We start from the raw sequence: 13,475 nt of genomic DNA, 5'->3' as shown, positions 1-13,475 counted from the left end.
GTTCGACGATCGCACCAGAATCGGCTTGTAGCGACGGTGTGTAGGATGATTCGATGGAACGACGGCAGTTTCTCACGGCGGCCACGACGATCGGTGGAATCGGATCGACGGCCGGGTGTCTCGATCGGCTCGCTCCCGGGTCGGGCGGTCCGGATCCGGAACCGGTCGATCTCTCCGGAGGGACGTTCGACGACGATCACGGGATGGAGATCGGTCCCCACGGCGGCGCGAACGGGCAGATCTACTACGCGGAGCACACGCCGCCGGACCGGGAGGAGGGCCCGTTCTGGTTTCACACGCTCGTGTTCAGCCTGTTTCCGTTCCACTTCGACCGACTCGACCGGGGCTGGGAGGCCGACGTCATCTACGTGACCGATTTCTCGGCCGTCGACTGGACGATCGAGGACCGAGATGCCGGCCCGACGATGCCCTCCCCGACCGCACCGGAGACGTTCGCCGATGCGACGGCGCTCACCTACGTCGTCGAAAGCGACGTTCGGGGCGGGATGGGTCCCGGCCTCCACCCCTTCTCCGAGGCGGACGAGGCCGCAGCGTTCGTCGACGACCACGGCGGGCGACCGATCGGGTTTGACGACATCGATCGGGCGCTCGTCCAGGGGCTCCGCGAGGGCGAATAGCACGATGGCGCTCCCGGCAGTCATCGGCGTCGACGTCGCGCTGTTTCTCACGATCGGACTCCTCGGTGGCGCCCACTGCATCGGAATGTGCGGGCCGCTGGTTACAATCTACGGCACCCGAATGACGGCGACGCCGGAACCCGACGGCGGCGAACCGGTCACGGGAACCGGTCCACAAGCCGAGCGTGGATCACGGACCGATCCGGCATCCCGCCGCGACCACCTCTCGGTGTACGAAGTTCGACAGCACGCGCTGTTCAACCTCGGGCGAACCGTGAGTTACACGCTCATCGGCGCCGCGATGGGCGCACTCGGCGGGACGGTGTTTCTCGGCCTCGACGCGATCACCGCCGCGGCACAGCTCCTTCGGGCGATCGTCGGCATCCTCATCGGCGCCCTCGTCATCGCGATCGGCGTGTCATACGTGCTGGGCCGCGTCTCCGCGGGGATCCACCTTCCCGGCGTGCACCGTGTCACGAGCGTCCTGACGAGCCGGATCGATGGCCTCGCGGGAGGCCCGGGGATCGTCCTCCTCGGCGGCCTCCACGGGCTGTTGCCGTGTCCGATCCTCTATCCGGCGTACCTCTACGCGTTCGCGAGTGGGTCACCGACTGCAGGCGGGATCGCGCTCGCCGCGCTGGGCGTCGGAACGATTCCGGCCGTGTTCGCGTACGGAACGGTGATTCAGGGACTGGGCGTTCGACGACGTCGGCAGCTCCACCGCATACTCGGCGTCGTGTTCGTCGTGCTCGGATACGTGCTTCTCGCGCACGGACTGATGGCCGTCGGCATCCACGTTCCGCATCCGATGTTCCCGTTCTGGAACCCCCTCTCGGGAACCGGGATGGCCCACTAGCTCCGTTCGGTGCCGACCACGACCGCCTCGACGTCGTCGGCGACGCGATCGCGATCGATCGCCTCGCCGCGATAGGCCCGTTCAACGATCCCGTCCGGGTTCACGAGCAGCGTCACGACGGCGTGTGTGAAGTCGTATCCCGAGACGCGATCGCTCGTCGTGTCCCGCTCGAACCCGATCCCGAGCCGGTCCTCGACGACGCGCTCGGCGGCAGCGGGCGACTCGGGACGGAGATAGTGCCAGTTGCCGGCGTCCAGATCCGCATCGACCATTCGGGCGTGGTCCCGAAGCGCGTCGGCATCGTCACGCTCCGGGTCGAAGGTGATCGGCAGGAACACGACCGAAGGCGTCAGTCCACGGTCGTCGACCATCGTCTGCACGTCGGCCAGTCGACGGAGCAGGACCCCACACTCGGCGGGACAGGTCGCGAAGAACGCCGTGACGACCGCGGTTCGATCGAGATCGCCGGTATCGATCCGGGTGTCGGTCAGTGGGTCGGGGAGTTCGACGGCCGGAAGCGGTTCGCCGTAGGCAGGATACGCCAGGTCCGCGCTGTCGGCTCGCTGGTCCGACTGTGGATCGAGGACCACGTTCGCGGGCGTCTCGTCGCGAACGGCCGAGAGACACCCGGCCATCGCGATGGCCGTTCCGCCCCCGATCCCACACAGCAGCGCTCGTCGTCGCATAGTGATCCCCACGCCCACACCGGCCATAGTCGGTCTGGCACGTTCGACGAACGCACCAGACTGGATGGGGACGCGGTCGGGACGACACGCCGCTGGGATCGACACGCCGCAGGGACCGCTCGTCGATCCCGACCACCGAAGCGAGGTCGTCACCGATCGTCGGGCGCAGCGACCGATCCCGGTGCGTACATGTAGACCGCATAGAGCACGGTGCCGGCGGTCAGCAGATCGAGGGAGTGGCTGATGAAGTGGTGTGCGGGCATCGGCACGACGCCGAGAACGGTTCCGGCGCCGACCACCGACCGAAGCCACAGTGCCCCGATCGCGACCGCGATCAGCCCGTACTGTGGCCGTCGACGGCGGCGGTACGCGACCACGCTCACCACGAAGAGCAGGCCGGTTCCCACCGACGCCAACAGGATAACCACGAGGATCGGGACCGCGGCGTCAACGCCCCAGGTCACCTGCCCCAGCACTGTCCGAATCACGACGGATGTACGGACGCCGGGATAAGAAGGACACCGGTCGACGAGCGATCGCCCGGATCGAACGGCCGAACGGTGTTCGCCCGGATCGAACGGCCGGTCAGTGACGCGGAGCCACGTCCCGATCGCCGTTCCCACGCGCTGAAAACCGGCACACGATTAACCACGATCGGGACGCGACCAGTATGCAATGTCCGACACCAGGGATCGGATCCGTCGGCACGTCCACGCCACGCCCGGGCTCCACTTCCGGCGGATCGGTCGCGACCTCGATCTCGCGACCGGGCAGGTCCAGTACCATCTCCGTCGCCTCACCCGTGAGGGAACGGTCGTCAAGGAGCCGGTCGGCGGAAAGACCCACTACTTCGCGCCGTCGTTCGATCCGTGGGATCGACGGACGATCGCGTTCCTCCGTCGGGAGACCGCACGCGGCATCGTCGTTCGCCTCGCGGCGGACGGGGACCGACGGCCGGGCACGCTCGCGACCGACCTGGATCTCGCCGAGAGCACCGTCTCGTGGCACCTCTCGACGCTTGCGGAACACGACGTCGTCGAGAAATCGCCGTCGTCACCGATGACCGTTTCGCTCACGCGCCCGGCACGAACCGCGCAGCTCGTCGATACTGTGTCACCCTCGCTGTCCGACCGGCTCGTCGACCGCTTCCTCCGAAGCGTGGACGAACTCCTGTGACTCACGGACCCCATCGCCCGCCCTGACTCACCGATCACGGACGGACTCGATCCGCACTCGAAGCCGCTCGAGGCGATCGCCGACTGCGCCGCCGACCGTCAGGGTGCAGACCGCGCTCCCGACGCCCACCACCGTCCAGCCGATGAGGATCCCGATCGCCGCCCGGGACGACACGAATCCGGAATCGGGGGGCAGTGCGACCCCGACGACGTGTTCGAAGACGAGCCCCCGGAAGGCGCCGTTGGGCGGGATCGCGACGCGGGCCGGAAGCGATCCGCTGCCGGCGCCACCGCCCAGCGATCCGACCACGGCGAGGTCGCCGCCCAGCACGCCGCCGACGAGAAGGAGCGCGGCGAGCGCGATCGCTCCTCGCCGGCTGCTCGCGACCACGCCGGCAACCATCGACATCGACAGGTACGGGATCCCGAGCAGGACGACGAGGACGAGAAACCGGACGAAAAGCAACGGCGAATCGACGCCGGTGTGGGTGGCGTAGATGGTCGTGTCCGGACTCGCGGTAAGCCAGACGACCCCGCCGATCAGCGCGAACGGGACCATCGATCCCACGAGTGCGGCAACGCGAGCGACGAAGACGCCACAGACGTACGTAGCCATCGAGACCGGATACGTCCGGATCATCGCCAGCTCCTCGACGTCGGCGAGCAAGGCGCGGTACCCGAGCACGACCGCAACTACCGGAACGACTACCTCGGTCGGCATCAGCAGGTCGACGATCGTGGGTATGAATCCCGTTTCGCCGCCGCCACCGACGGCGAGAACCCCGCCAAGCACGACGAGGAGTCCAAAAACCGTGAGCCAGTAACCGGGGGTTCGAACGACCGTCGCGAGCTCGCGACGGAGGACGGCGCCGAAGACGCGCGACCGTGACGCGGTCATCGGTCCGACACCCCCGTAACGTGGACCGACCCGGTGGGCTCTTCGGATGGGTCCGTCTCGATGCTCGAGTCGTGAACGATCGATCGGTAGAGGTCGGTTGCGGTCTCCACGCCGTGAGCGGCGTAGAGATCCGAGAGCGACCCCGACGCCGCAACCGACCCGTGTCGCAGACAGAGCACGCGGTCCGCATAGCGGTCGACCAGATCGAGGTCGTGGGTGCTCACGACGACCGCGGTGCCGGCGGTCGCGTACTCCTCCGCCAACCGGAATATCCGATCACGCATTGTGGGGTCCAGACCGCTCGTCGGTTCATCCAGGACGAGAACGGGCGGATCGCCGATCGTCGCCTGCGCGATGCCCAACAATCGACGCATTCCGCCCGAAAGATCCCCGATAGATCGATCGGCTGCATCGGACAAGCCGACACGCTCGAGATGCCCGTCCGGGCGCTTGCCGAGCAGTCGCGCGTAGAACGCGAGCGTTTCCCGAGCGGTGAACGACTCCCGGAAGGACGCCCGCTGCGGGAGATAGCCGATCCGTTTTGGAGCGTTCGGTCCCTCGTACTGAACCGTTCCATCGATGGGTGAGGTCTCGCCGACGAGGAGGCGCAACAGAGTCGATTTTCCGGACCCGTTCGGGCCCACCACGGCCGTCACGCCGGGATGGATGTCAGCGGAAATGCCGGCAAGTACCGGGACGCCGCCGTACGTTCGCGTGATACCGTCGACCCGAATGAGTGGCCGTGTCTCGGTCATTGCGTCGCACCCGCGCCGGTTCCGTCCTCGATGTCGTCCGTGTCGGCGGTGCTGTTCGTGTCGTGGCTGTTCGTGTCGGCGGAGCTGTCCGTGCCGCCGTTGTCGGCCGTGTCGTTGGTCATTTCGGTCTCCAGGAGTGTGCTGTCGGCCGAATCGGGGGAACCGCGCGTGCCGTTGAGCAGGTCCTGCCACCAGTCCGCGTGGACAGGATCGCCGGACGTCGTCGCCCGATCGACCCGTGCCGGCGAATACGGTGCCCGCGCCGGTTCGGGGTCGATCACGCTTCCGGTGCGAGCACCGGGGACCGATCCCCGGAACGCGGTGAGCGCGCGGAGCGCCGGTGATTCCGCGAGCGTCGTAGCGGCCGGGTCCCGGTGGAGCGCGGCGTCGACCGGTGAACTCGGCCGATAGGGTCGATCGAACGTCGCCGATCGCGTGAGCGGCGAGCCGTCCGGGCCGTCTGTAGCGTTCGGACCGTCCGCGACGTCCGAATCCGCCGACGTCGTGCCCACGGCGAACGGCGATTCGTACGCGCCTTGCCAATAGTTCCCGTGGTCGTCATCCGCCCAGATCCGCAACGGCCCGGATCCCGCGGAGGCGTGTCGGTCGTTCCCGACGAAGTCGTTTCGCGCGATCTCGCTCGAGGGGATGACAGTCGTCGATCGCGCACCCATCCCGTTGTCGGCGATCACGTTGTACTCGTAGACGGATTCGCGGGCAGTCGTCGACAGCCCGAGTTCATTGTCGACGAGCGTGTTGTAGCCGATATAGCTCCGGATTCCGGAGGGCTGGATCGCGGTCGGCGTCCGACGGATGTCGTTGCCGACGATCGCGTTCCCTTCGGGACGCGTCATCACCGTGATTCCGCCGAACTCCTGGTCGCGAATCACGTTGTCGGCGAGCAGCGTATCGCTCGTGTACATCAGGTGGATCCCGTATCGATTGTTCCGGAACGTGCTGTTTCGGACCACTGATCCGTCGCCTCGGTGAATATAGATCCCGTCCCGTCCCCCCGAGAACGTGCTCCCGGTGACCGTGATCCGGGAGTTCAACGCGGTGACTCCCATAAATCCGTCCTGCCAGCCGTCCGTTCCGATCACCCGGACGTTCCGGATGACCGCGTCGGATCCCTCCCGAAGCAGGATGCCGCTGGCGTTCGTTTCGATCGTCGTGTGTGCGACCACGAGACCCGGCGAGTCGGCCGCCAGAATGGCGGCGTCACCGTACCCGTAGCCGGTTCGGATGTGTTCGTCCCAGTCCGTGTTCGCGTCATCGGGCTCCTCCCCGTCGTCTCCCGGCGGCTGGCTGATCGCCTCGTCGTTCCGCGTTCGGTTCCCGGTGCCCGCGATCCGAACCCCCGTGATCGAAACGTTCGCCGACTCGACCGTGATCACCGATCCGGTTCCGTTCCCCCGAAGACGGGCATCCTGGCCCGCAATGGTGATCGACTTCGAGACGGTGATCTGCTCCGCATAGGTTCCCTCAGGGACCCGAACCGTCGTGTTCGGTGGCGCGGCGTCGATCGCCGCCTGGATCGAGCCCGCTCGTCGAACCGGATCCGACTGTCGGGCCGAATCCTCCTGCCGGGCCGAATCCTCCTGCCGGGCCGAATCCTCCTGCCGGGCCGAATCCTCCTGCCGGGCTGTATCCGGCTGCCGAGCCGAATCCATATCCGGTTCAACGACGACGGACACCGGTCGGTCCGTTCGGTCGGTGGCCCGATCGATCCGCTCGTTCGCACGGGCCCATCGGTCGGGAACGAACCCCCGAACCGTGTCCGCCGTCGCGACGTCGAACGAGCGCTCACGAAGCGACGACCACGCGATGACGGTGCCGCTCTCCTCCGACGCGAACGACTCGGCCGCATCCGTGGTCCCGAACGGGACGACCGTCTTCCCGGCGGTGGTCCGGGCGTCGCTCCCGACGACGTAGACCGCCTCCGCCGCCGGGGTCCAGGCCGGCGATCCAGCCGTCGTCAGGCGGCCACGACCGTCGACGGTTGGTTCCACGTCGTCGTACGTCCGGACGTACGCGGCAATCGGGGAGCCGAGCTGTCGCTCCGTCCGGGGGTCGTCGATATCGGCGACCATCGTCTCGATCCCTGCATAGCCGACGACGTACTGGAACTGCGAGTAGAACACCTGTGCGGTGGGTATCTCGACCGCACCGGCCATAACGGCGTCCGTTTCGGCCGAGACGCCGAGTTCTGCGGTTCGATCGTATGCGACCGGGTCGGGCGCTGCCGTCCCGACGTCGACGACGAACGCAGCCGTGGCGACGACGACGAGCGCCGCGACCGTGAGCCAGGCCAGGCGGACCACGGTACGCGAGCCATCGCCGTACGGATCGATCCGCGACACGGATGACACAACGCCACCCGGCGATATAGGCCGTCTGGTACATCGGTCGAACGGGACCACGACGACGGGAACCGGAGCGCGTCGGGCCTGTATCGTCGTCGCCATCGGACGGGCGAGACTGCATCGGCAGATCTCGATGTCGAACGCCGTCTCGGTCAATAAACACCAAATACAATTAATACATTGATTATATTTATATATTATTTTATATTTATGGAGTAGTGATTTCACAACGGCCCGATCGAGTCGACCCATACGACCGATCGTGCCGTTTCAGCTCAAACACGGTCGGGGACGCTCCGAGCATCAAGGGGCAGCGGTAAACGTCTCTCCGAGATCATCGGTTCGTCCCACAAAACGGGCGTCTTCGGACACGACGTCGGCGACGCCGATCGACGGTGGTGGATCGGAGAGACGTCGAACCAAACTATTCAGATATACAAATAAACACCAGTAACATAGTTTATATTATCTTTCGATATGCCGAAATGACTGCCGATCGGCGGTGACGGTGTCGGTTCGGATTCCGTGAAACGATCCACGGTCGATCAGTCCGCGATCGATCGGTCCCCGGTCGCGGAAGTCGGCGCTCCGTGACGGGCAGCGACGATCCGCGAGGAAAGTTGACGATCCATTACACACATATATTTGTCAGTTGTATCTCGGATCGGCCGCGATCGGGTCACGGCGAACGCACCACCCCCGTCCGTCGCGACCGGCGACGACCGAGTTTCCCAGACTGGAAAACTGAAGTCGATCGACCGTCACGACCGCGTGTACTCCTCGAGTGCGGCCTCGATCTCCGTCACTGCCGATCGGAGTCGTTCGGCGACGACGTCTGCCTCCGGAAGGCGATACGGCGGCCCGGAGATGTCGAGCGTTCCGAAGACGCCGCCGTCCGGTTCCTCGATCGCGAGGGCCACAGCCCGCAATCCCTCCAGTTCCTCCTGCTCATTCACCGCATAGCCACGGTTCCGGATCGTCTCGAGCTCGTCGTGGAGGGCCTCGCGATCGGTGATCGTCGTGTCGGTGTACGCCGGCAGCCCGTGTCGATCGACGTAGTCGTCGACCCAGGACTCGGACAGCTTCGCCAGCGTCGCTTTTCCACATGCCGAACTGTGGAGGTCGAAGTACCGACCGACCTGGAAGCCGTCCTCCGAGGGGACGGTGGTTTCGTCCAGCAGGATGACCATTCGGTCGTTCTCCCGGATCGCGAAGCTCACCTCCTCGCCGACCCGATTCGAGAGGTTCCACGCGTGTTCCTTCACGATATGATAGCGTTCATCGCGCCATCTCGCGCGCTCGCCCAGGTGAAAGAGCTTCATCCCGAGCCGATAGGTGCCGTCGTCGCGGATCACGTACTCCATCTCACGGAGGGTCTGCAGATGCGTGTGCAGCGTGCTCACCGGCACGTCCGTGTGGTCGGCGATCTCCGACAGCGTCGCGCCCTCGAGGTCCCGGATCGCCTCGATGGCCTCCAGAGACGTCTTCGACGTCTTTCGCGATTGGTTTCCCATATTGGGAAAAGCTGTTGGAGAGTGATAAAGGTACTCGGTCGACGATGACGGCCCACCGATGACGACCTCAGCGGCGGGATGACCACTGACGGCATCACTCCTGACGGCATCCCTTCGACGGCGTCGAGCGTCCTCGTCGCAAGCACAGAAAGGTTTTTGTCGCTCTACTGGCCAGATATACGTGTGTCGCTACGTACGCCACCATTGTATCAGGTACACCGCGACTCCGGGGCGGAGTTCACCGACTTCGGAGGGTGGGAGATGCCCGTTTCATACGCGGGGATCAGCACGGAACACTCCGCGGTTCGGGAGTCCGTCGGGATCTTCGACGTCAGCCACATGAGCGAGCTCGAGGTTCGCGGTCCTGACGCGACGGCGCTCATGAATCGCCTCACGACCAACGACGTGCGGGACCTCGATCCCGGGGACGCACAGTACTCGTGCATCCTGAACGAGGACGGCCACATCATCGACGACACGGTCGTCTATCGGGACCCGGACGAGGACGCGTACCTGTTCGTCCCCAACGCCGGCCACGGAGCGCAGATGACCGATCGCTGGAGGACGCACGCCGCGTCGATCGACGCGGACGCCACGGTCACGGACGTAACCGACGATCTGGGCTTGTTCGCGATCCAGGGCCCCGACGCGATCGAGACCGTCGACGCGAACGCGGCCGGCTCGATCGCGGACGTCGGCCGATTCTCCGCGGTCCGAACCACGATCAACGGCGTCGAGTGTCTCGTCGCACGGACGGGATACACCGGCGAGGACGGCGTCGAGGTGTTCGTCGACGTCGACCGATCGCGGGAACTCTGGGGAACGTTTGAGGACGTCCAGCCCTGCGGCCTCGGCGCCCGGGACACGCTGCGGCTGGAAGCCGGCCTCCTGCTGTCCGGACAGGATTTCGACCCGGAAACAGAACCCAGAACGCCGCTCGAAGCGAAACTCGGGTTCGTCGTCGACGACTCGAAGAACGACTTCGTCGGCAAGGAGGCGCTCTCGATCCAGGCGGAAACGGGCCCCGAGGAACTGCTCGTGGGCATCCACCTGAACGGACGCGGAGTGCCACGAAGCGGGTACGGGATCCACCACGACGACGAACGGATCGGCCACGTCACGAGCGGGACGATGAGTCCCACGCTCTCGGAGCCGATCGGGCTCGGATACGTCGACGCCGACTACGCCTCGACCGGGACATCGATCGCGGTCGACGTACGCGGGCGGCAGGTGCCGGCGACGATCGTCGGCCAGCGGTTCCTCGACTCCCTTGTCGACACCGACGAAACCGACGACGCCGACGAAACCGACGACGCCGACGAATCCGACGACGCAACCCACGAAACCGACGAATAACGCCATGGACCACGAGATACCAACCGACCGGCGATACGCAGAATCGCACGAATGGGTACACGAGACCGACGCGGAGGGCGTCCTCCGGATCGGCATCAGCGACTTCGCGCAGGACGAACTCGGCGATATCGTCTTCGCGGAGCTGCCGCGGGAGGGTGAGACGTTCGACCGGGGCGACCAGTTCGCCGTCGTCGAGAGCATCAAGGCCGTCTCGGACATCTACCTCCCGGTCTCGGGAACGATCGAGGCGGTCAACGAAGCGATCACGGACCAGCCGGAGCTCATCAACGAGGACCCACACGGCGACGGCTGGCTCGTCGAGATACGCACCGATGACGACGTCGACCACCTCCTCACGGCCGAGGAGTACGAGGAGCAGATATGACGATGGAACGAGCCCACCCCACGCGTGAACCGATTCCCCAGATAGACGACCTGGCGCAGGCCGAATCGGGGAGCCCGTTCACGCCGCACGACGCGGACGACGTGGCGGAGATGCTGGCCGCCATCGACGTGGACGACGTCGAGGAGCTGTTCGACATCCCGGACCCAGTCCGCTACGACGGGTCATTCGGGATCGAGGGGGAGTCCGAGCAGGGCGTCCGACGACGCCTCGAACGAACGTTGGACGCGAACGCCGACGTCACCGAGTTCCTCGGTCGCGGCCACTACGCCCATTACGTGCCGTCGGTCGTCGACTCCCTCTCGCTGCGCTCGGAGTTCATCACGTCCTACACGCAGTATCAGCCGGAGATCTCACAGGGATTCCTCCAGGTGCTGTTCGAGTTCCAGTCACTCGTGACCGAGCTGACGGGGATGGACGTCGCGAACTGCTCGATGTACGACGCCGCGACCGCCCTCGGCGAGGCCGCCACCCTGGCGGACCGGGTGCGAGCCGCGGACGGATCGACGATCCTCGTGCCGGACTACCTGCGGGCGGAGCGACGGGCGGTCCTCGAGAACTACACCGACGGCGCCGGGCTGTCGATCTGCGAGTTCCCGACCGAGAACGGGATGGTCGATCCCGACGCGCTGGAGACGGCTCTGGACGAGGACGTCCTCCTGGTGTACGTCGAGACCCCGACCACCGACGGCGTCATCGAGGAGCACCTCGGGGCGGTCGGGTCGATCCTCGAGGACCGGGAGACGCTGTTCTGTCTCGGCTCGGACCTCCTGGCGCTGTCGCTGCTCGAAAACCCGGCCACGGTCGGCGCCGACGTCGTGGTCGGAAACGCCGGCGTGCTGGGACTGCCGAACGCCTTCGGGATGGGCATCGGGCTGTTCGCCTGCCGCGAGGAGTTCCTCCGACAGGTGCCCGGGCGGCTCGTGGGCGCAAGCGAGGACGCCGACGGAGACCGGACGTACACGCTCACGCTCCAGACGCGCGAACAGCACATCCGCCGCGAACGGGCGACGAGTAACATCTGCAGCAACCAGGCGTGGGTCGCGCTTCGGACGGCGATCCACGCGACGTACCTCGGTCCCGAGGGGCTCACCGACCTCGCGGACCGCTGTACGCGCCTGCCCGCGCGGCTCGCCGCCGAACTCGACGAGGTTCCGGGTGTGTCGGCGCCGGCAAACGACGCCTACCACTTCCGGGAGTTCACCGCCGAGATCGACGGCGACGCCGAGGCAGTCGTCTCGGAGCTGGCCGACCGAGGGTTCGCGGTCCATCAGCGTGGCGAGGACGCGATCCAGGTCTGTGTCACGGAGGCGAACGAGGCGCACGTCGACGACTTCCTGGAGCAGGTTCGGGAGGTGATGGCCTGATGCAACGACACCGACAGACGAAATGGGACGAGACGACCTCCGAGGGTCACGAACCGCTGCTGTCCGAGAAGGACAGCACCCGTCACGAGCCGGAGGACACGTATCTGCCGGACGATCTGACGCGTGACGGCATCGAACTGCCCTCGCTGTCGGAGCCGGAACTGGTGCGTCACTACACCCGGCTCTCGCAGATGAATTACGGGATCGACGACGGACCGTATCCGCTCGGGTCGTGTACGATGAAGTACAACCCGAAGTTCACCGAGGACATCGCGGGATCGACGGCGGCGGCGATCCACCCCGATCGCGACCCGGAGCTGTCACAGGGTGCGCTGCAGGTCTACCACGAGCTACAGGACTACCTGTCCCGGATCGGCGGGATGGACGCCGTCACCCTGCAACCGCCCGCGGGAGCGGCCGGCGAGCTGACCGGGATCCTGATCGCGAAGGCCTACCACGAGCACAACGGCGAGGGCGACGAGCGCGAGGAGATCCTCGTGCCCGCAAGCGCCCACGGAACCAACTTCGCCAGCGCCGCGATGGCGGGCTACGACATCGTCGAGCTGCCGGCCGACGACGACGGTCGGGTCGATCTCGACGCCCTCACGGAGGCGGTCGGCGAGACGACCGCCGCGTTGATGTTGACCAACCCGAACACGCTCGGCCTGTTCGAGCGTGACATCGAAGAGATCGCCGACATCGTTCACGACGCCGGCGGCCTGCTGTACTACGACGGCGCCAACCTGAACGCCCTCCTCGGACGGGCCCGCCCCGGCGACATGGGCTTCGACGTGATGCACTTCAACGTCCACAAGACGTTCGCGACGCCCCACGGCGGCGGGGGTCCCGGTGCCGGACCGATCGGCGTCCGGGAGGGGCTCGAGCAGTTCCTGCCCACACCCCAGGTTCGGACGGACGGCGACGAGTACACGCTCGTCGAGCCCGACGAATCGATCGGGAAGGTGCACGGGTCGATGGGGAACTGGCTCGTCCTGCTCAAGGCGCACGCCTACATCTCCCGGCTCGGGGACGACGGCCTGACCGACACCAGCGCGAAGGCGGTGTTGAACGCGAACTACCTGGCCGAGCGGATCGACCTGGAGGTGCCCTTCGAGCCATTCCACCACGAGTTCGTGGCCAGCGCCGGCGAGACGGACGCCGCGGACTTCGCCAAGGCGATGCTCGACAACGGGGTCCACCCCCCGACGACGAAGTGGCCCGAGATCGTCGACGAGGCGCTGATGACCGAGCCGACCGAGGCCGAGAGCAAACGCTCCCTGGAACAGCTGGCTGCAGCGTTCAACGCGGTCAGCGACGAGGACGCGGACACGATCGCGGACGCCCCGCAAACGACGGCCGCAAAGCGGATCGACCAGACGACGGCCGCGAGGGATCCGACGCTGAGCTGGCAGCAGCTGTCGGAGTAACCGACGTCCCCCCGCCATCGGCCACACCGGTCACGAC

12 protein-coding genes and 1 pseudogene are annotated in these 13,475 nt (G+C 66.3%); 7 read left to right on the top strand and 6 right to left on the bottom strand.

From position 1 onward, the window contains the following. The first annotated feature begins 53 nt into the window (after positions 1–53). Entirely contained in the window at positions 54–638 is a 585-nt protein-coding gene (locus tag BLW38_RS03840; RefSeq protein WP_092814477.1) for a nitrous oxide reductase accessory protein NosL, read from the top strand. Positions 639–642: 4 nt separating this feature from the next. Next, entirely contained in the window at positions 643–1,494 is an 852-nt protein-coding gene (locus tag BLW38_RS03835) for a sulfite exporter TauE/SafE family protein (RefSeq protein WP_092814474.1), read from the top strand. Here the strand turns inward: BLW38_RS03835 and BLW38_RS03830 are convergent. Next, positions 1,491–2,180 carry an SCO family protein gene (locus BLW38_RS03830; RefSeq protein WP_092815640.1) on the bottom strand — a complete coding sequence of 230 codons (690 nt, stop codon included), beginning with the start codon at positions 2,178–2,180 and terminating at the stop codon, positions 1,491–1,493. The two genes, BLW38_RS03835 and BLW38_RS03830, sit on opposite strands and share 4 nt — an antisense overlap. Before the next feature lie 149 nt (positions 2,181–2,329). Next, a complete protein-coding gene (locus BLW38_RS03825) occupies positions 2,330–2,653 on the bottom strand; it encodes a DUF7471 family protein (RefSeq protein WP_394327072.1) in 324 nt (107 codons plus the stop codon). Positions 2,654–2,855: 202 nt separating this feature from the next. On the opposite strand from BLW38_RS03825, the gene BLW38_RS03820 reads away from it, so the two are divergent. Then, the gene (locus BLW38_RS03820; protein ID WP_092814471.1) at positions 2,856–3,356 is read left to right on the top strand and encodes a winged helix-turn-helix transcriptional regulator; all 501 of its coding nucleotides are present in this window, start codon (positions 2,856–2,858) and stop codon (positions 3,354–3,356) included. A 27-nt stretch (positions 3,357–3,383) separates the two neighbouring features. Here the strand turns inward: BLW38_RS03820 and BLW38_RS03815 are convergent, their stop codons facing one another. From BLW38_RS03815 to BLW38_RS03800, 4 genes are all read right to left on the bottom strand, one after another. Next, positions 3,384–4,253 (bottom strand): copper ABC transporter permease, encoded by an 870-nt coding sequence (locus tag BLW38_RS03815; protein ID WP_092814467.1) that lies wholly within the window; start codon positions 4,251–4,253, stop codon positions 3,384–3,386. Further along, positions 4,250–5,008 carry an ABC transporter ATP-binding protein gene (locus tag BLW38_RS03810; RefSeq protein WP_092814464.1) on the bottom strand — a complete coding sequence of 253 codons (759 nt, stop codon included), beginning with the start codon at positions 5,006–5,008 and terminating at the stop codon, positions 4,250–4,252. Before BLW38_RS03810 ends, BLW38_RS03815 begins: the two co-directional genes overlap by 4 nt. After that, positions 5,005–7,368 carry a NosD domain-containing protein gene (locus BLW38_RS03805; protein WP_245710041.1) on the bottom strand — a complete coding sequence of 788 codons (2,364 nt, stop codon included), beginning with the start codon at positions 7,366–7,368 and terminating at the stop codon, positions 5,005–5,007. Before BLW38_RS03805 ends, BLW38_RS03810 begins: the two co-directional genes overlap by 4 nt. A gap of 764 nt (positions 7,369–8,132) precedes the next feature. Beyond that, positions 8,133–8,885, bottom strand: a complete 753-nt coding sequence (locus tag BLW38_RS03800) for an IclR family transcriptional regulator (protein ID WP_092814461.1) — start codon at positions 8,883–8,885, stop codon at positions 8,133–8,135. A gap of 183 nt (positions 8,886–9,068) precedes the next feature. On the opposite strand from BLW38_RS03800, the pseudogene gcvT reads away from it, so the two are divergent. From gcvT to gcvPB, 4 genes and pseudogenes are all read left to right on the top strand, one after another. Continuing rightward, positions 9,069–10,151 (top strand): annotated as a pseudogene (gene gcvT, locus BLW38_RS03795) (glycine cleavage system aminomethyltransferase GcvT); the annotation flags it as partial. Between the two features lie 94 nt (positions 10,152–10,245). Further along, on the top strand, positions 10,246–10,626 hold the full coding sequence (gcvH, locus tag BLW38_RS03790; protein WP_092814454.1) for a glycine cleavage system protein GcvH: 381 nt from the start codon (positions 10,246–10,248) through the stop codon (positions 10,624–10,626). Between the two features lie 2 nt (positions 10,627–10,628). Further along, positions 10,629–12,011: an aminomethyl-transferring glycine dehydrogenase subunit GcvPA gene (gcvPA, locus tag BLW38_RS03785; RefSeq protein WP_092815630.1), complete on the top strand. Its 1,383-nt coding sequence runs from the start codon at positions 10,629–10,631 to the stop codon at positions 12,009–12,011. Further along, positions 12,011–13,438, top strand: a complete 1,428-nt coding sequence (gene gcvPB, locus BLW38_RS03780; protein WP_092814451.1) for an aminomethyl-transferring glycine dehydrogenase subunit GcvPB — start codon at positions 12,011–12,013, stop codon at positions 13,436–13,438. The genes gcvPA and gcvPB overlap by 1 nt, the downstream gene beginning before the upstream one ends. Positions 13,439–13,475: the final 37 nt, after the last annotated feature.

This window comes from Halopenitus malekzadehii (genome assembly GCF_900108505.1).
Lineage (GTDB): Archaea > Halobacteriota > Halobacteria > Halobacteriales > Haloferacaceae > Halopenitus > Halopenitus malekzadehii.
Note: the sequence above shows the minus strand (reverse complement) of the source record. Positions and strands in the feature narration are given on the sequence as shown.